The organism is Streptococcus sp. GS001 (assembly GCF_021595565.1).
In the GTDB taxonomy this organism is placed as follows: Bacteria; Bacillota; Bacilli; order Lactobacillales; family Streptococcaceae; genus Streptococcus; species Streptococcus xiaochunlingii.
Genome location: NZ_JACSYJ010000001.1, coordinates 636,175 through 653,746, shown reverse-complemented (window position 1 = coordinate 653,746; position 17,572 = coordinate 636,175). Strand labels below are relative to the sequence as shown.

The 17,572-nt window shown below is 42.0% G+C and carries 18 protein-coding genes; 1 reads left to right on the top strand and 17 read right to left on the bottom strand.

The window, feature by feature from the left end; all coding sequences use genetic code 11:
* Nucleotides 1–257 precede the first annotated feature (257 nt).
* The 17 genes from H8S88_RS03260 to H8S88_RS03180 all read right to left on the bottom strand — a co-directional run bounded on the left by H8S88_RS03260 (nucleotide 258) and on the right by H8S88_RS03180 (nucleotide 15,141).
* Nucleotides 258–701, bottom strand: a complete 444-nt coding sequence (locus H8S88_RS03260) for a GNAT family N-acetyltransferase (protein ID WP_049514508.1) — start codon at nucleotides 699–701, stop codon at nucleotides 258–260.
* A 227-nt stretch (nucleotides 702–928) separates the two neighbouring features.
* On the bottom strand, nucleotides 929–1,249 hold the full coding sequence (locus tag H8S88_RS03255) for a TfoX/Sxy family protein (RefSeq protein WP_070439264.1): 321 nt from the start codon (nucleotides 1,247–1,249) through the stop codon (nucleotides 929–931).
* 435 nt (nucleotides 1,250–1,684) lie between these two features.
* A complete protein-coding gene (locus H8S88_RS03250) occupies nucleotides 1,685–2,176 on the bottom strand; it encodes a nucleotidyltransferase (RefSeq protein WP_070439261.1) in 492 nt (163 codons plus the stop codon).
* On the bottom strand, nucleotides 2,173–2,358 hold the full coding sequence (locus H8S88_RS03245) for a hypothetical protein (RefSeq protein ID WP_125330025.1): 186 nt from the start codon (nucleotides 2,356–2,358) through the stop codon (nucleotides 2,173–2,175). The genes H8S88_RS03250 and H8S88_RS03245 overlap by 4 nt, the downstream gene beginning before the upstream one ends.
* A gap of 112 nt (nucleotides 2,359–2,470) precedes the next feature.
* On the bottom strand, nucleotides 2,471–2,881 hold the full coding sequence (locus H8S88_RS03240) for a DUF7668 domain-containing protein (RefSeq protein WP_125330026.1): 411 nt from the start codon (nucleotides 2,879–2,881) through the stop codon (nucleotides 2,471–2,473).
* Between the two features lie 167 nt (nucleotides 2,882–3,048).
* Nucleotides 3,049–4,419, bottom strand: coding sequence for a 23S rRNA (uracil(1939)-C(5))-methyltransferase RlmD (gene rlmD, locus H8S88_RS03235; RefSeq protein ID WP_236127917.1), 1,371 nt, complete (start codon nucleotides 4,417–4,419; stop codon nucleotides 3,049–3,051).
* A gap of 64 nt (nucleotides 4,420–4,483) precedes the next feature.
* On the bottom strand, nucleotides 4,484–5,809 hold the full coding sequence (locus tag H8S88_RS03230) for an LCP family protein (RefSeq protein WP_236127916.1): 1,326 nt from the start codon (nucleotides 5,807–5,809) through the stop codon (nucleotides 4,484–4,486).
* Nucleotides 5,806–6,660 carry a prephenate dehydratase gene (gene pheA, locus H8S88_RS03225; RefSeq protein ID WP_125330029.1) on the bottom strand — a complete coding sequence of 285 codons (855 nt, stop codon included), beginning with the start codon at nucleotides 6,658–6,660 and terminating at the stop codon, nucleotides 5,806–5,808. Before pheA ends, H8S88_RS03230 begins: the two co-directional genes overlap by 4 nt.
* Complete coding sequence (locus H8S88_RS03220; protein ID WP_236127915.1) at nucleotides 6,651–7,136, bottom strand: shikimate kinase; 486 nt, start codon at nucleotides 7,134–7,136, stop codon at nucleotides 6,651–6,653. The genes pheA and H8S88_RS03220 overlap by 10 nt, the downstream gene beginning before the upstream one ends.
* Nucleotides 7,129–8,412, bottom strand: coding sequence for a 3-phosphoshikimate 1-carboxyvinyltransferase (aroA, locus tag H8S88_RS03215; RefSeq protein ID WP_125330031.1), 1,284 nt, complete (start codon nucleotides 8,410–8,412; stop codon nucleotides 7,129–7,131). Before aroA ends, H8S88_RS03220 begins: the two co-directional genes overlap by 8 nt.
* Before the next feature lie 116 nt (nucleotides 8,413–8,528).
* A complete protein-coding gene (locus H8S88_RS03210) occupies nucleotides 8,529–8,867 on the bottom strand; it encodes a YlbF/YmcA family competence regulator (RefSeq protein ID WP_061564079.1) in 339 nt (112 codons plus the stop codon).
* A gap of 99 nt (nucleotides 8,868–8,966) precedes the next feature.
* Nucleotides 8,967–10,073, bottom strand: coding sequence for a prephenate dehydrogenase (locus tag H8S88_RS03205; RefSeq protein ID WP_236127914.1), 1,107 nt, complete (start codon nucleotides 10,071–10,073; stop codon nucleotides 8,967–8,969).
* Between the two features lie 12 nt (nucleotides 10,074–10,085).
* On the bottom strand, nucleotides 10,086–11,252 hold the full coding sequence (gene aroC, locus H8S88_RS03200; RefSeq protein ID WP_236127913.1) for a chorismate synthase: 1,167 nt from the start codon (nucleotides 11,250–11,252) through the stop codon (nucleotides 10,086–10,088).
* A gap of 20 nt (nucleotides 11,253–11,272) precedes the next feature.
* Entirely contained in the window at nucleotides 11,273–12,337 is a 1,065-nt protein-coding gene (gene aroB / locus H8S88_RS03195) for a 3-dehydroquinate synthase (RefSeq protein WP_236127912.1), read from the bottom strand.
* Nucleotides 12,338–12,438: 101 nt separating this feature from the next.
* On the bottom strand, nucleotides 12,439–13,314 hold the full coding sequence (gene aroE / locus H8S88_RS03190; RefSeq protein ID WP_048789117.1) for a shikimate dehydrogenase: 876 nt from the start codon (nucleotides 13,312–13,314) through the stop codon (nucleotides 12,439–12,441).
* Nucleotides 13,304–13,981, bottom strand: coding sequence for a type I 3-dehydroquinate dehydratase (gene aroD, locus H8S88_RS03185; protein ID WP_048688131.1), 678 nt, complete (start codon nucleotides 13,979–13,981; stop codon nucleotides 13,304–13,306). The genes aroE and aroD overlap by 11 nt, the downstream gene beginning before the upstream one ends.
* Entirely contained in the window at nucleotides 13,978–15,141 is a 1,164-nt protein-coding gene (locus tag H8S88_RS03180; protein WP_048789118.1) for a class I SAM-dependent rRNA methyltransferase, read from the bottom strand. Before H8S88_RS03180 ends, aroD begins: the two co-directional genes overlap by 4 nt.
* A gap of 241 nt (nucleotides 15,142–15,382) precedes the next feature.
* Between H8S88_RS03180 and H8S88_RS03175 the strand changes: the two genes are divergently transcribed.
* Nucleotides 15,383–17,569 carry an LTA synthase family protein gene (locus H8S88_RS03175; RefSeq protein WP_048789119.1) on the top strand — a complete coding sequence of 729 codons (2,187 nt, stop codon included), beginning with the start codon at nucleotides 15,383–15,385 and terminating at the stop codon, nucleotides 17,567–17,569.
* The last annotated feature ends 3 nt before the right edge of the window (nucleotides 17,570–17,572 follow it).

The window sequence follows — 17,572 nt, the reverse complement described above, 5'->3', positions numbered from 1 at the left end:
TAAGCTTTTACGAGCAGAGCGACACACTCAGCGGTTCGCTATCTCCGTTCTGTCTGCGTGCTAGCACTTGTCAATCACGGACAGCTATCGCATGGGCGGAAGTAAATGCTAATCTTCGTCGTTTTACTCCTTGACTAGCAAACTTACCGCCTCAACATGCGCAGTCATTGGAAACATATCCACATCCTTAGCATTTCCCGTCTTCGAAATAAGTAAGTGTCTTAAACAGTTTAATATTCAGTTAGACAAACTGGGATTTAGAAAGATCTCCGCAAATAAACCATGTCTACCAACTGAATGCCACCTTCATATATTGGATGGTCATAATTGTCTGTAAAGAAGTTCGGGGCGATATGTGATCGCACAAACCCACACTTTTCATAAAACGGAATCGTCATTGGACTATCGCCCGTTCCTACCTGCAGAGTAGAATACTCTTCTCTGTATTTCGTGATAATAAAATCAATCATGGCTTTCGCGTAACCTTTGCCTTGATATTCCGGCACTGTCGCAATATTCTTAATTTCAAGTACGCCATTTCCCACATCGATTACAACACACTCACATTTAATACCATTATCATCAAGTACATACATTTTACCCTTATCAATATAACGGTCTATCATATCCTCCTGCTCATCTGCCAATAATAGCAACTCAATATAATTTTTCCTGTTTTCCATAACCTCTAGTATTTCCATCAACAACCCACTTCTTAAAATATTTATTGTTATTATTGTTTCGCAAATAATTTATAAACTCGATTTTAGCATCCCACGGGTTCAATGATTTGTAATCAAATCCAATGATTTCAAAGCTGTCATCAAAAATTGTTTATAGTGATTAGCTTCTTCTGCATTACCACCCTTACCATGAACATATATAACGGCATTTTTCATTCAAATCCTCTCCACAAATTCGAATTTGATTATTTCTTTTTCTTCGGTTTTGGTGCAGGTAACTCATCATAAATTGAATTGAATAAGCCGGTTAAAAATTCTTTGTTGTCAACATCATCTACCAATAGCATTTCCTTTGCTCCATCATACGGCAACTCATATTTTGCATTTGGCATATATGCTATTGCAGATTTAACAGGCTTCACTAAAAACCTATCATCATAAATCCCACCAACAATTTTCCCGCGATAATAAATAATATATTCACCCATCATTGCTTTATATGTTATTTCTTCCAACTCAGATAGTTGTTCTAAAATGAAATCTAAATACTCTTTACTTGAAGCCATAATCTATACCTCCAAAATTTGCATTTGTCTACACCGTTTTAATACTTATATTAGATTAATATGTTGGGCATTCCTTTTGCACTAGCACGCAGCTAATCACACTTCACCTTACTCGTTTTCTTGGGTGTACAATTCATGGGCCGAACATCTATTTCTACTTCGCTGATGCCTCAGCTCTCACAAGCAATGCCACACACTCAACGTGTGGTAATATTCTGCTTTTATACTAATAAACAAAAGGCAATGAAAATCATTTTAAAATGATACTGTAGAATGGAAAGATTATCACCACTTCCAAAAGAAACGACATCCATTCTATAATTTAAATTCCTTTTCTTTACTAATTCTATTACTCGCCAATATAGTATAAATTAAATAACCAATAAAAATAAAAAAGCAACCAGTCTTACAACTTACTACTTTTCATATGATAATTTACAAATGTCTTTCCAGCCACTCGATCTTTTTAAAATCCTTATTGTTATTGTGATCATTTCGATAGGAGTCTTGAGAAGAAGCTTTGTAAATACTTAGATACTGCTCCAGACTTGGAAGACGAAAAGTGATGCCTTCAATCTGAATAAGCTCTATATCCGATTCCGAAACTCCTGCAAAATCAGATAAGGTATCGATACTTCCAAATTCAACACTCACTCTATCCTTTTGGAATTCATGCTCATGAATATCTATTAAGACGTAGCCTAAGTCTTTCATCACTTTCATTATCTTGTCCCAGTCATAAATTCTGAGATGATCAGGTGCTTCCCAACCTCTAGGGTCACCAGGCACATGAATGTCAATGTCAGACGGCCCCCAATTTTCTTTCGTTCTAAACTCCAATCCCAAAGAACCCATCAGTGTCGGTGTAATTCCGACTCGATTTAAATGGAAACAAATGGTTTTAAATTCTTTAAATAAGATACTCATGTTAACTCTAAACCTTTCATATAAATGTTCGTTATTTCTATTTTATTACCTTGAACAAAATCATTTTCATTTTCTAGAGTATATCCAGTTATTTTAGATACAAAGTCTTTTCCATCTTCTAAAGAATCAAACACGACTAAATCTTTAGAATAATCATTTTGGTACAATTCCAATAGATACATCTTTCATTCTTCCAATATTTGAAAAACTAACCGATATTCTATGCAACTTACAACCTAATTATCTATCCTTAGTATACACATATATTTCATAACGAAGATAATTAAGTTTGGTTTATCCAGGATCTACATCTATAGAAGTTATTTTGTAACCATCCTCATTGTATAAAAATTCTAATTGTAGGGTTAAATCTACTAATTCAGAATTAGAGGTCATCTGATATTCAACAGCAAAACCAGTTTGATCATTAAATTCATAAACTTGTAGTTGAGAATACTCATAATTCGGATGGAAATTACATTCTACACCATATTCATCAATTTTATCAAAATCGTTTAATTGTAATGAATCGTCAATATATTCAAGCAACTCTCTTAAATCATCAACTTCTGAACCATCAACATTATCCATAATATCTCTATAATTATTTAGATGAATTGCTCTTAAAATCTTTTTTAGTACTTCAATTACTTTTTCTTCATTTTGGTAGTTCTCTTTGTACTCAAAATCATCGAATATTCCCATGATAATACTTCCTTTTCTAGTAGTTAATTTTAAAGCTTTTAAAGCTTATGTATAGTAAAAATGTTTCTCTAACAAGCTGACACACTCGGCAGTTCGGAATTACCGTATCATTTCGTCAGCCCCCTCCTCATTCTACGAGTCCTATCGCATGGGCAAATCATCTACTTCTACTTCGCTGATACCTCAGCTCGTACAAGTAGTGATACTGCCTCAACATGATGCGTCTGCGGAAACAGATCCACCGGTAGGACTTGCTTCAATTCATAGCCCAACTCTTGGTAGAGTTTGATATCACGCGCCATAGTAGCGACGTTACAGGAGATATAGGCGATGCGGTCAGCGCCTGTTTGGGCACTTGCTTTGATGAAGCTTTCAGTTAAGCCCTTGCGAGGTGGGTCGACTAGGATAGCAGTTGGTTGGATGCCTTCCTTGAGCCAATTCTTCATGGCATTTTCAGCTGTATCACAGACATAGTGGGCATTTGTGATGCCGTTTAAGCTAGCATTCTTCTGGCTATTCTCCACAGCTTCAGGAATGACTTCTACGCCATAGACTTCCTTGACATGCTTGGCAACTGATAAGCCAATGGTCCCAATTCCTGAGTAGGCATCAATCACGACATCATCTTCACTTAACTCCGCAAAGTCAATAGCTGTCTGATAGAGCTTCTCTGCCATTTCTGTATTGACCTGGTAAAAGGCTGGTCCAGAGATTTGGAAGCTATTTCCCAACATTTGGTCAGTAATGTAATCCTGACCATAGAGAACCCGCCATTCTTTCCCAAAAATGGCATTGGTATTCTGGTCGTTGATATTTTGCATGACGGATTTGATGGCTGGGAATTGCTTGATCAACTGCTCAATCAACTGTTCCACACGGAAAACTTTAGGACGAGTGGTGACCAAAATGACCATGATTTCTCCTGAATGGTGACCTCGGCGGACCACAAGATTGCGAATCAAGCCAGACCGTTCCTTTTCATCATAAGGCTTGAGATCAAACCGACAAATCAAATCTCGAAGAGCCAAGACCACTTGGTCAATGACGGGATCTTGGATATAGAAATCTTCAATCGGCATCAAATCATGAGAGTTCTTGCGAAAGAAGCCTGTCTCTACCTGACCATTGACACGACGGACAGGCACCTGGGCCTTGTTGCGATACTGGACGGGATGGTCCATCCCCAAGGTCAGGGGCACTTCGATATCAGAGATTCCTGCCATCTTGTAGAGACTATCCTTGACCTGTTTGGCCTTGAATTTCAGCTGCTCCGGATAAGCTAGGTGGCCCAAGTCAGCAATGCCGCTTCGCAAGTAAGCCAGGTCCAGTTCCTCATTGCGGTGAGGAGATTTTTCTATATACTCCTCTACTTTTCCGTAGCCGATTTTCTTATTGACCTTGAGCACGCGCATGCGGATCACTTCTCCTGGCAGGGCATTCTCCACAAAAAAGACCAAGCCATCAACCTTAGCCACTCCTGCTCCTTCGTGAGTCAAATCGACAATCTCAACGTCTACAATTTCATTTTTCTTTAACATGGTGTTCAATCTTTCTACAAATTAAAAGGGATGGAGTTTTCAAAACTCCTATCCCTTAATTATATCATCTTAAGCCCATTTGGGACAATTTCTTTTTATAAGCATCGAAATCGACCAGCAAGCCTTGACCACCATACATATCGTAGGCATCGACCCAATCCCCATTTTCTGGGATGGTGATGCGTTCAATCCCCTTGCTGGCGCTTCCGACTAAGCCAATCCCATTGGTCAATAGGAAAGAGAAGGGGACATTGGTTGAGGTCATAGCAAAGACCTTTCCTAGTGCTTCAGATCCAGTAAAGAGCTTGGTTGGATCCTTGATTTGGTGCACAATGGCAGACATGACTTCTTGTTGGCGTCTTGTCCGGCCAAAGTCACCCTCATCATCCTTCCGGAAACGAGCATAGTTGAGAAGGGTCCGGCCGTCCATCCGTTGTTTTCCGACCTTAATAGTCTGATTCGGAACGACCCCATCCTTCATATTCAAGTCATCAGGGACTTCAACCTCAGAGACGGTTTCACCATCAATAGTAGAGAACTGAGCATTCATCTCCACCCCATTCGGGAAGAGAGTGTCAATCGCTGTCGCAAAGGTTTGGAAATCGACCATGGCATAGTATTGGATATCAATGTCAAAGTTATCTTTGAGCATTTGACGGACCAACTCCGCCCCTTGGTTGTTATTCTGCTCTCCAATGGTGAAGGCCGTATTCAACTTCTGGTCATAGTAATCTTGATATTCTGGATCCGTTTGTTGGCTCACGCCATCGATATGAACCAGAGTATCCCGCATGAAACTGACCATTTTCACCTTGCCGTCCTTGTTGTTGACATTGACCACCATGATGGAGTCCGTTCGCGTCTCAGACGAGCTTTCCCCGATCCGACCATCTGTTCCCAAGATCAGGATATTGACTCCGTCTTTGGTCTTCTGGCCGTTAAAATACTCTTTAACAGCTGGTTGGGCATTGGTCCCACCGGGTTTGCTATTCAAACCTTTGAGAAACATAAAGACCATACCACCAAGAACCAATAAGAAGATGATGGCAATCCATTTTAAAATACGTTTGAAGCGAATTTTGCTACCTTTCTTCCGTTTGGGAAGGGGTGCTACTTCCTCTCGATTCTTTTTATTGGATTTGGATTTGTCCTTCCGGCTACGTGATGGATAGACTGGTAATTCATCAGAATTGTCTTCCCCTCTACTTGAAAGAGCAACAAATTCCTCTGCTCTTGCTGAAACGGTGTTTTCTTGGAATTGTCCCTCTGATTTATTTTTTAGGTACTTGTATTCCAACTGCTCTTTTTCATTCAGGTAATGGTAGTTGGAATAAAGATAATCCAATCTCTTTTGTTCATGATAGGATAGGTTTTCTGATTCTCTACTCATACGTTCTCCGTTTTATTGTCGTTTAGCACATAGACCCAATAGTGGCCCAAGGTTTTGATGGATACTCCTAGGGACTCCAGTTCTTGATAGGCAGAAGCAAAGAGTGATTCGTCAGCATCTACCACATCGATGATAAAAAAATATTCCCCTAGGGCCGTCTTCAATGGACGACTCTCAATTTTTGTTAAATTTAATTCTCTTGAAGCAAATGTAGATAGGGCCTGGCATAAGGAGCCCGCAATATTACTTGGTAAGGTAATAGCCAGACTATCCTTGCGGGCAACTTTCTTCAAGGAGCGACTGCCTTCAAAAGGGCGCTGACCAAGAATCCAAAAGCGGGTATAATTCTGATCCATCTCTTGAATGTTACTCGCTACCACTTCCAGACCATATTCATCTTTGGCCTCCAAAGGCGCAATGGCTGCGATAGGAAGTTCCGGATGTTGAGAGACATATCGAGCCGCATAGGAAGTCGAAGTTGTCATCTCTAGTCTGGCTTGAGGGAAATGCTCCTGGACATAGGCTTTCCCTTGGGCTAATGCTTGAGGATGCGAATAGATCACTTCAATGGCTTGATCCTGCTTAACTGCTAAGAGTTGTTGCTTAATAGGATAGACCACTTCTGCAATAGCCTGGAAACGAGCCTGGTGAAAGAGGTAGTCAATCGTCTCATGGACACTACCTTCGATAGAGTTCTCAACAGGGATAACCGCATAATCTACTTGGTCGGACTCATAAGCTTTGATCACTTCTGTGATAGACCCGTAAGGGCATAAGGTAGCCTCTTCAAAACTTTCAAGAGCTACATGGTGGGTAAAGGATCCCTTAGGACCGAGATAAGCTACAAGCATCGGATGATCTCCACAATTTCTTCTGGTGTCTTATCAGCAACATCAATCACATGTGTGGCTACTTCTTCATATAGGGGCAGGCGTTGCTCATACAAGGCACGAAACTCTTCTGGTTTTTTATTAAGAAAGAGGGGGCGCTTAGTTGCAGGATCGGCAGCCAGTCTTTGATAAAGCCGCTCAAAATCAATTCGTAAATAAATATTACAAGGATTCTTCTTGAGAAGCTTGCGATTTTCTGGTTTCAGGACAATCCCTCCACCAGTTGAAATGACCGAGCTCTCTTGATTGAGTAACTCATGCAACAAAAGCGACTCTTGCTGGCGAAAACTGTCTTCTCCATAGCGAGCAAAATAGTTAGAAATCGGCATTTCTAAGCGTTGGACCAGGAGTGCATCCATATCTGCAAAAGCTGGGTCCAATAAAGAGCCAATGGTTGTTTTCCCTGCTCCCATAAAGCCGAGTAGTACTTTAGGCATGAGACACCTTTTCTAAATCTGCGAAGAAGGTAGGATAGCTGGTATTAATAGCTTCAGCACGCGCAAGCTCCACTTCACCATCGCTTACAAGCAAGGCTGCAATAGCTCCCATCATGCCAATCCGGTGGTCACCAAAGGTTTGCAGACTAGCACCATGCAAAGGTGTTTTCCCTTCAATGATCATACCATCCTCTGTTGGAGTGATGGAAGCCCCCATGGCATTTAGACTATCCGCCACGACTTGAATGCGATCCGTTTCTTTAACTTTTAATTCTTCAGCATCTTTGATAATGGTTTTCCCAGAAGCTTGGGTTGCCAAAAGAGCAATGATTGGAAGCTCATCAATCAAGCGAGGAATCAAATCACCCGAAATTTCTGTTCCATGGAGGTCGGAAGTCTCTACGACAAGCGTCGCAGCCTTAGCAAGGGGATCAACATCCAAGATTTGAAGCTTGCCTCCCATTTTTTTAATAACCTCTAGAATACCTGTACGAGTCTCATTGATGCCAACATTCTCTAGACGAATCTGACTATTAGGAACAATCAAACCAGCTACCAACCAAAAGGCTGCACTGGAAATATCACCTGGAACCGTAACCTCACAGGCTTGGAAGCTTTGAGGCCCACGCAGGCGAATTTCCTTGCCCTTCACGCTGATATGGCCACCGAACTGCTGGATCATATCTTCGGTGTGATTCCGTGTCAGTTCCTTCTCTAGAATGACTGACTCCCCTTCTGCTTGCATGGCAGCAAATAGAAGTGCTGACTTGACCTGAGCAGAGGCTACCGGTAATGAATAATGGATTGGTTGTAACTCTTTTGTCCCATGAAGGTGAAGAGGAAGCATGTCTCGCTCAGTTTGCCCCTGAACAGTGACTCCCATCTCTCGAAGGGGGATCGCCACCCGATCCATTGGTCGTTTGGACAAGCTATCATCTCCAACCATGGTGACTGGGAATGGACTTCCTGCTAAGACACCCGCTATCAATCGAGTGGAGGTGCCTGAGTTCCCCATATCCAGATTATTCTTAGGTTGTTGAAAGGCTTCGAAGCCTTTTCCCTCGATGGTGATCACTTGACCATCATCTTGGATAGAAACGCCTAGGTCTCTAAATACTTGAATAGTGGATAAGACATCTTCACCACGTAGGATATCATAGACCTTAGTGGTTCCATGCGCAAGGCTACCAAAGATAATCGAACGATGACTGATCGATTTATCCCCCGGAACACGAATGATTCCATTTAAACCCTTACAATTGGTTTGTAATTTCATGGCTTACCCCTTCAAGCTTTTCTAAAAATTCTACCATAAAAAACAGCCATTTTCAACGTTCAGTCAGAAGCTCCCCTAAGATGGAGAGAAAAAGAGGTGGGCTCTCCACCTCTCCCTTATTTAAATAAATCTTGAACTGGATCAAAAATAATCCGTTCAATATCTCCTAGATAAACAGACAATTGCTGTTGTTTGGTGAAAAACTCATTAACAATTGGGTTTCCTTGTAACTTCCCAGCAAAGTCCTGCATTTTCTTTTGTTGGTCTTCAGTTGGCATTTGTCCAGACTGGATGACTCCATGAATTTCTTGTTGGAAAGCCAGGTAGTCTCCGAATAACGCTTTTGCATCGGCATCGGCATCAATGGCTTCCTTACTAGCAAGAACAGCCTTGTATTCTGGTAAGTCACGAATTCCACGTGACAATTCATTGGCTAGATCATAAATATTTGACATGTGATTTCTCCTTAACAATTTGGTTTTGTTCTATTATACAAAGATTCTGGTACATCTTGTGTTAGAAACTGCTATTTTTGTAAAAATCCTACTTAGGACCTATTTGATTACCACACTATAATCCGTTTGCTCGGTGATCAGGGCTTCAGCCCGCGCTTGATCTGCAGCCGTCTTAAAGGAAATCTGGAGAATCCCGTAGACATCTTCTCGGTTTTCCTCATTGATATGAATATTGACCAAGGAGGTACCACGAAGCAACTCCAGGATTCGAAGAATGACATCTTCTTCGTCTGGAACATCCACAAAAATATCGAAGGTGCTTTCCACCCCTCCTCTCTTATGGATCTGCATATGTTGCCGTTGCTCTCGACTATGGTCAAAGAAGGACCAAATCGCTTCTTCTTGTCCTTGGCGAATCATATCAGCAACTTGGTCAAGGCGAGCCTGAAAGTCTACTATCCGATCGAGAACAGCAGCTGGATTGGATAGCAAAATGGAGGTCCACATGCTGGGCTCACTCTCCGCAATCCGCGTCATATCACGAAATCCTCCTGCAGCAAAGCGACCTGCTAAGGCATGCTCTTTTGTATAAGCAGCTGCTTGTCCCATCAGGGTAGCTGCCAATACGTGAGGAAAGTGGCTGATTTGAGAAGTGACCCGATCGTGTTCTATTGGATCTACCTCGATGAAACGGGCTTTAAGCCCTGAGAGGAGATCCTTCAATTCCAAGACCGCACTGGGATCAGTCGCAGTTGTTGGCGTAAAAATGTAGTAGGCATTTTCAAAGAGAGTAGAGTCAGCTGACGCAGCTCCTGTCTTGTGACTCCCTGCCATGGGATGTCCGCCGACAAAACGGACTGGCAGATGATTAAAAACTTCTTGACCAGCTTCTACAATGGCCCCCTTGGTAGAGCCCACATCTGTCACAATGACTCCTTCTTTCAGTGGCATTCTCGCCAGTTGCTGAAAGGTTTGAATGGTTTGCTTGACAGGTAAGGAGACGATAATGACATCAGCTCGACTAGCAAATGCTTCAAGATCAGCCGTCACCTCATCCACTATGCCATTCTTAAGTGCAATATCCCGTGAGGCCTGACTGCGATTATAGCCTAGTAAAGTCACTTGCGGATGAGCTTTCCGGATCCCCATGGCTAACGAAGCACCAATCAGTCCTAGACCGACGATATAAACAACCTTTTCTTCCATCTATTTCTCCAGTTAGAAAGCTTTGGTATAGGCCCGATGACTCTCGACAGCCTCCTTCAATTCTTCCAGATTATCAGAAGAGAACTTGTCCAAGACTTCTGTGGCTAAAACCGTTGCCACCACAGCTTCCATGACAACCCCTGCAGCCGGAAGTGCTGTTGGATCACTCCGCTCCACCGTTGCCTTATACGGTTCGTGCGTTTCAGTATCGACACTCATGAGGGGTTTATAAAGGGTTGGGATTGGTTTCATAACACCACGAACGATAATCGGCTCTCCATTGGTCATACCGCCTTCAAATCCACCCAAATGATTGGTTCGACGAGTATACCCATCTTGCTCAGACCAGAGAATTTCGTCCATGACTTGACTGCCTTTTCGACGGCCTGCTTCAAAGCCTAGCCCGAACTCTACACCTTTAAAAGCATTGATAGAGACAACCCCTTGAGCGATCTTAGCATCCAATTTCTTGTCCCATTGGACAAAAGATCCCAGACCGACAGGCACACCACCTACAATCGTTTCGACGATCCCTCCGATGGTTTCCCCTTCTTTCTTCACACTATCGATATAGGCCTTGACTTCCTCTTCTCGCTCTCGATTGACGATGGAAACTTCTGACTGAGCAACCGCTTCCTTGATTTGGGAAACTGTTAGATTTTCCGGAACCTCTACTTCGATGCCACCGAAATTGACGATGTGGCTGGCTACTTGAACCCCAATCTCTTCCAATAAACGTTTGGCTACTGCACCTACTGCTACCCGCATGGTTGTTTCCCGAGCCGATGACCGTTCCAAAGAATTTCGCAAGTCATCGAAACGGTACTTGATGCCACCGACCAAATCGGCGTGGCCTGGACGAGGCTTGGTAATTTTCCGGAGCCCCTTCTTCTTTTCCTCCACATCACTAACAGACATGATTTCTAGCCATTTTTGATGGTCTAGATTGGTGACATTCAAGGTGATAGGACCTCCCATGGTCAAGCCATGGCGAACACCAGAGGTGATCTCGACCTGATCGCTTTCAATCTTCATCCGTGCTCCACGACCGTAGCCTCCTTGGCGGCGTTTTAATTCGACGTTGATATAATCAGCTGTCAAAGGGAGACCTGCTGGCACTCCTTCGATAATAGCTGTAAGTCGTGGTCCGTGTGATTCTCCTGCTGTTAAATAACGCATGGTATCTCCTTTGTCGCTTTCTAGTTTAAGAAGTCTCTCATTTCTTCCAATGGGACTGGATGGATCTGACAAGTTCCAATTTCAGGTACCAAAACGAGTTTCAATTGATTGCCCCTCGCCTTCTTGTCCAAGGTTAAGGCCTGATAAAGCTTTTCCTTATCCCAAGTATGGAATTCTACTGGTAAGCCAAATTTTTGACACATTTGACGAATAGCCTGCGTTAAACCGGCTTGGACCAATCCCTTAGCTTCTGCCACCTTAGTGATTTGCACCATTCCAATCGCTACGGCTTCTCCGTGCATAATCTGGCCATAACCGGCTGTTGCTTCAATCGCATGGCCAAGGGTATGACCAAAATTCAGATATAGGCGAATGCCTTGGTCTAGCTCATCTTCGACGACCATCTTGCGCTTGACTTGACAGGAATGGGCAATCAGGGATTCTGCATGCTCATAAATAGACTCAACGGAGCCATCCATTTGATCCAGCTCTTCCCATAAGACTTGATCTTCTATGAGACCGTACTTGATAACTTCTCCCATGCCCTCGATCAACTCGCGCTTGCCAAGAGTCCGCAGCACTTCAGGATCAATCAATACCCCATCCGGTTGGGCAAATGTTCCTACCATGTTTTTAGCATAGAGTGTATTGACTCCGGTCTTACCTCCGATAGAGGAGTCAACCTGCGCTGTCAAACTAGTCGGTACTTGAACGAAATGAATGCCCCTCATATAGGTGGAAGCTACAAAGCCAGCTAGATCACCGACAACGCCACCACCAAGAGCGAGAATGCCGTCTGATCGTGTCATCCCATTTTTCGCTAAAAATTCATAGACTTTCTGGACGGTCGTCAGATTTTTACTAGCTTCTCCTTCTAGGAACTCATAGCTAATCACTGTAAATCCTTCACTTTCAAGGTTTTTTACCACCTGACTTGCATAAAGAGATCCTACATGGTTGTCTGTTATGACTGCTACTTTTTGAGGTTCCCATAGATGACTGAGCCAGGTTCCAACCTTTTGGATCGCTCCATTCTCAATGACAATCTCATAACCATTCTTTGGTAGATCAACATTCACCTTCATAAGGATCTCCTTTCAAATCCATGTGAAAAAGATTACAATTTCACTATTGTATAAAAATAGAAAACAGAGCATACTTGATTAAGTTTTTCTGTTTTCTTCCATCATTTTTCTAAAACATAATCTGGGTATTCCAATTTCAACGCTTGCCAGACTTCCTCTTCCGGGAAAGTTTTATCCGTCATCAGTTCGAAGGCAACGGCAGCTTGATGGAAGAGCATTCCCAAGCCATTTAAGGTTTTTGCCCCTTGTTCTTCTGCTAATTGAAGAAATGGTGTCTTGGCAGGAAAATAAGCTAAATCAGCCACTAGACAACCTTTAGGAAAGATAAAGTCTTTCGGAATAGGGAGAGAAGACCCGTCCATTCCAAGTCCTGTAGCATTGATCAATAAATCCGTCCCCTCTATCGTTGCATTCAACTGATCCTGACTGGATAAGTCATGAAGGAAAATTGAAACATCAAGAGTTTCGGATAGTGGAGCAAAGATAGCCTGATACTTATCTAAACTTTCTGAACGAACAAATAAATGAATCTCGCCAACTCCTTGGCGAATAGCCTCTACAACAATAGCAGTCGCAGCCCCACCCGCTCCTAAAAGGACGAGTTTCTTATTCCTTATCGAAAAAGTCTTAGGGAGACTCTTTAGAAAACCAAGTCCGTCTGTGTTGTAGCCTGTTAAACGACCATCTTTCTGAACAATTGTATTGACCGAACCAATAAGTTGCGCGCTTCCATCTACCTGATCTAAAAATGGCAAGACCTTTTTCTTGTAAGGCATGGAAATATTAGCGCCCAACATATCCAGTACCCGTAACTGTTGAAGACTTTGTTCGACTTGTTCTTCTTCCACTTCCCATGCTAGGTAGACTGCATTGGTCGCGGTTAATTGGTAAGCCCGGTTGTGAATAAAGGGTGAGATACTATGACGAATGGGCTTGGCAATCACGGCCGCCATTCGCGTATAGCCATCAATCTTCATCTAAGATCTCCCGAATCTTGTGCATGCTGGACAAGCTAATTTGACCTGGTGCACTTTGCTCTCCAACACTGGCATAGGACCAAACAGAACCAGTTAAATCGGCAGCAATGCGAGAGATTCGGCCGATTTTCCCCATAGAAATGGTAACGAACTCTTGTTCTGGATTAAGCGTCTTAAAGCCACGTGTATAGTTCATTAGATCGAGAACATCCTGCTCGGTATGAGCCATCACAGATACCTTGACCAATTTCGGTGTAAAGCTGGTTAATTCAGACATAATCTCCATCATATTTTCAGGGGTTTCCTGGAAATTATGGTAGCTTAAGCAAAGATTGGAATAATCCATCATCTGATTAAACTCTGCCTGATGACCAAAGTACTCGAAATCGACATAATCCGGATGGTAGATGTTGTTGATATCATGGATAAGCGCTACGTACTCTTCACCAGAAAGTTCAATTTCTCCTCCCTGCTCCCGTGTCCGTAGCGTAAATAAAATCTCACGGCCTGCAAATTTTTCAAAGATGGCAGGCGCCACTTGTAAGATATCATTTTTGTCTAAATAATCCGCACGCCATTCAATGACATCTGCATCCTGATAACGACTGGCATCAATGGCCTGTGCTTCTTCAAAATTTCTTGGCATTACAGAAACGACTAATTTCATTGATCCACCTTAATCGTAAAAACTTTCAAGTAATTACTACTTTCTTCCCTTTCATTGTATCGAAAATCAGCTGGAAGTCCTACTTCACTGATATAGCGATGCTTTTGGCCTTTGAAGCCCTTTTCAATTTCTTTCTTAAATTTATCCCGACTGACATTGGCAGCATTCGTACTAGCAATCAAAATTCCTTTTGGATTTAAAATCTCTAGGGACTGCTCAATCAGTTTGTGATAATCCTTCGCAACAGAGAAGGTACGCTTCTTATTGCGAGCAAAACTCGGCGGATCTAAAACGATCACATCATAAGTCAAGGCATGACGCTTGGCATACTTATAATAATCAAAAACATCCATGACGATAAAGCGGTGCTGGTCCAATGCTAGACCATTTGCCACAAAATGAGCTTCAGATAGTTCGCGACTCCGCTTAGCCAAATCAACAGAGGTTGTTTCTACTGCTCCGCCCATGGCCGCTGCTACCGAAAAAGCCGCCGTGTAGGAAAACATATTGAGTAAGGATTTACCTGCAGCTAAGCCATCTACTAAACTAGCACGCACATCGTGTTGGTCCAAGAAAATCCCTGTCATCAAGCCATCATTCAGAAAGACTTGGTAGCGAACACCATTTTCCAAAATCAAAAACTGCTCTGGAGCTTCTTGACCAAAAAGATGGGCTGACTCATAACCTGGATCCTTAAAACGGATTTTTTCATATCCTCCCAAGACCTCTGGAAAAACTTCTTGAAAAGCCGTAACAAGAAGCTCTCTGATTTGATAAACAAAGGCATTGTAGATAGAAAAAACAGCATAATCTCCATAGAGATCAATGGTCAAGCCACCAAATCCGTCGCCTTCTTGATTAAAAATTCTAAAAGCTGTATCCAATTCCGACTGATAGTAAGACTGACGTTTTGACTTAGCCTCAGCAAATAAGTAACCAAAGTAAGCCTGATCCAAGGTGATTTTTTTGGTAGAAATGACCCAACCAAGCCCCTTGTTTTGCTCTGAAAGATAGCCTGTCCCTAGAAAATGACCTGAAGCTGTGACCAGATCGACCACCTCATTGTCAAAAGGGAGTTGTTCAAAATCACTCTTCTCTAAAATCTTATAACCTTTATGGATTTTTTTCTCAACTTGTCGGTTAATTGTCAGCTTTTTCATACTTCTATTGTATCAAAATTTTCAAAAATTCACAAAGTCTCCTACTTAAGAATCCTATTATCAAGGAAGTATTCACCATCTTTTTAAACAATCTCACTTCTTTTATTTAGCTAATGATCACCAATACCAACCATACTCTTTTTTAACATCATTATTTACTTGCTTTATTTCAAAACGTTTTAAATTATGGTATACTGTTGTAAGAAAATTTTTAGGAAATAAGGCAAGGAAGTATATTTTTGTGAAAAAAATTACCAAAACGATACTCGATGCTATGAGTACCAGACTAGGATTTGTCTTTACCCTACTGTTGCTTTATTGGTTTAAAACCATGTGGGCCTATGCAGTAGACTTTAATCTAGATATTCAAGGCTTTTATCAGGTTTTTCTTGCAGTGATTAACCCGATTCCACTCAGCCTCTTATTCATCGGTCTCGCTTTTTATATTAAGAGAACCAAACTCTTTTATTTGCTATCTTTTAGCATCTATGTCATTTTATTTATCTGGTTGATTTCCAACTCGATTTATTATCGTGAGTTTACTGACTTCGTAACGGTTAATACCATGCTGGCCTCTAGTAAGGTTTCCGCTGGTCTTGGAGCTGCAGCCTTAGAATTATTCCGTCCCTGGGATATTATCTATATTTTAGACTTCCCGATTCTAGCTTTCCTCTTCTTAAAGAAATTGGTCAAACTAGATCACCGTCCCTTTAACAAACGGGCAAGTTTTGCAGTGACTTCGCTCTCTGCTATGCTCTTCTCTGCCAACCTTTTCTTGGCAGAGATTGACCGTCCGGAATTGTTAACGCGTGGCTTCTCCAACTACTATGTAGTTCGTGCGCTTGGTTTACCTGCCTTTTTGGGTTACAGTGCCAACCAGACTTACATGGCCAATAAAGAACGCTCAAAGGCTTCTGAAGTTGACCTGAAACCGGTTGAAGAGTATGTTGCTAGCCATTATGCTCAACCAAACCCTGAAACCTTTGGACTTGCTAAAGGTCGTAATGTTATCTATATCCATTTGGAAAGCTTCCAACAATTCTTGATCGACTATAAATTGAAAGTCGATGGCAAAGAATACGAAGTGACCCCTTTTATCAACTCGCTCTACCATTCAAACGAAACCTTTGCATTTGCCAATGTCTTCAACCAGGTAAAAGCTGGTAAAACATCGGATGCAGAAACCATGATTGAGACTGGCTTGTTCGGTTTGAACCAAGGTTCCTTTATGGTGAACTACGGTGGGACCAATACCCAGCAAGCAGCTCCTTTCATTCTTTCTAAGAATGGCTACCAATCCAGTGCAGTTTTCCACGGAAATGCCGGAAGCTTCTGGAACCGTAATACAGCCTACAAACAATGGGGCTACCATTACTTCTTTGATGCCTCCTATTTTACCAAGCAAGATGATACAAACTCCTTCCAGTATGGACTTAATGATAAGATCATGTTGAAGGATTCTATCAAGTACTTGGAACACATGCAACAACCGTTTTATACTAAGTTCATTACCGTTTCTAACCACTATCCTTATACAACCAGTCTGATTGGTGACGAAATTGGCTTCCCTCTTGCAGAGACGCAAGATGAAACCATTAATGGCTATTTCGCAACAGCCAACTACTTGGATGCTTCCATCAAGGCCTTCTTCGATTATCTCAAAGCTTCTGGTCTTTATGAGAACTCCATTATTGTTCTGTACGGGGACCACTACGGTATTTCTAATTCTCGAAATCCAGCTCTGGCTCCTTTGCTAGATAAGAACTCTGAAACTTGGTCTAGTTATGACAATGCCATGTTGCAACGCGTACCGTATATGGTGGTCATTCCTGGTATGGACAAGGGGAAAGTGATTGAGACCTATGGTGGAGAGATTGATATGCTTCCAACATTAGAACACTTGTTAGGAATTGATTCTAAGAACTTCCTTCAAGTTGGTCAAGACTTGTTATCTCCAAATCATAGCCAAATCGTAGCTTTCCGTTCTGCTAACTACTTTGTGACTCCTGAGTATACAAGTTACAGTGGCCGGACCTATTACACCAAGACTGGTGAAGAAATCACCAATCCTGACGAATCAACGAAAGAGCAACTGGATAAAATCCGTGAGGCAGCGAATCTACAACTCAAGATTAGTGATAGTATCCAAACAGGAGACCTCTTACGATTCTATACAGGAAATGATCTTGGTAAAGTCAACCCGGATGACTACTCCTACAATAACTCGATGAAAGCATTGAAGAAAATTGAAAAAGAAAAAGGGGATGCCTCAACCAGCCTCTATAGCCAAAAAGGCAATCAGTCAACAGTGGATCTCTTCAAAGCGCCAAGCTATAAGGAACTCCACCCTGAACAGTTCAGTTCATCTTCTTCAAGTGAAGATTCCAGCTCAAGTAGTTCTAGCTCATCTTCATCAGAAAAAAAATGAGAG

Coding starts and splice junctions, on each gene's coding strand:
- H8S88_RS03240 (WP_125330026.1), bottom strand. CDS start 2,881: ATGGGAATATTCGATGATTTTGAGTACAAAGAGAACTACCAAAATGAA.
- H8S88_RS03255 (WP_070439264.1), bottom strand. CDS start 1,249: ATGGCTTCAAGTAAAGAGTATTTAGATTTCATTTTAGAACAACTATCT.
- H8S88_RS03205 (WP_236127914.1), bottom strand. CDS start 10,073: ATGGAAGAAAAGGTTGTTTATATCGTCGGTCTAGGACTGATTGGTGCT.
- H8S88_RS03210 (WP_061564079.1), bottom strand. CDS start 8,867: ATGTCAAATATTTATGATCTAGCCAATGAATTGTCACGTGGAATTCGT.
- H8S88_RS03230 (WP_236127916.1), bottom strand. CDS start 5,809: ATGAGTAGAGAATCAGAAAACCTATCCTATCATGAACAAAAGAGATTG.
- H8S88_RS03250 (WP_070439261.1), bottom strand. CDS start 2,176: ATGAGTATCTTATTTAAAGAATTTAAAACCATTTGTTTCCATTTAAAT.
- H8S88_RS03260 (WP_049514508.1), bottom strand. CDS start 701: ATGGAAATACTAGAGGTTATGGAAAACAGGAAAAATTATATTGAGTTG.
- pheA (WP_125330029.1), bottom strand. CDS start 6,660: ATGCTTGTAGCTTATCTCGGTCCTAAGGGATCCTTTACCCACCATGTA.
- H8S88_RS03180 (WP_048789118.1), bottom strand. CDS start 15,141: ATGAAAAAGCTGACAATTAACCGACAAGTTGAGAAAAAAATCCATAAA.
- H8S88_RS03245 (WP_125330025.1), bottom strand. CDS start 2,358: ATGTATCTATTGGAATTGTACCAAAATGATTATTCTAAAGATTTAGTC.
- aroE (WP_048789117.1), bottom strand. CDS start 13,314: ATGAAGATTGATGGCTATACGCGAATGGCGGCCGTGATTGCCAAGCCC.
- aroC (WP_236127913.1), bottom strand. CDS start 11,252: ATGCGTTATTTAACAGCAGGAGAATCACACGGACCACGACTTACAGCT.
- aroA (WP_125330031.1), bottom strand. CDS start 8,412: ATGAAATTACAAACCAATTGTAAGGGTTTAAATGGAATCATTCGTGTT.
- aroB (WP_236127912.1), bottom strand. CDS start 12,337: ATGAAGGTGAATGTTGATCTACCAAAGAATGGTTATGAGATTGTCATT.
- rlmD (WP_236127917.1), bottom strand. CDS start 4,419: ATGTTAAAGAAAAATGAAATTGTAGACGTTGAGATTGTCGATTTGACT.
- H8S88_RS03220 (WP_236127915.1), bottom strand. CDS start 7,136: ATGCCTAAAGTACTACTCGGCTTTATGGGAGCAGGGAAAACAACCATT.
- aroD (WP_048688131.1), bottom strand. CDS start 13,981: ATGAAATTAGTCGTTTCTGTAATGCCAAGAAATTTTGAAGAAGCACAG.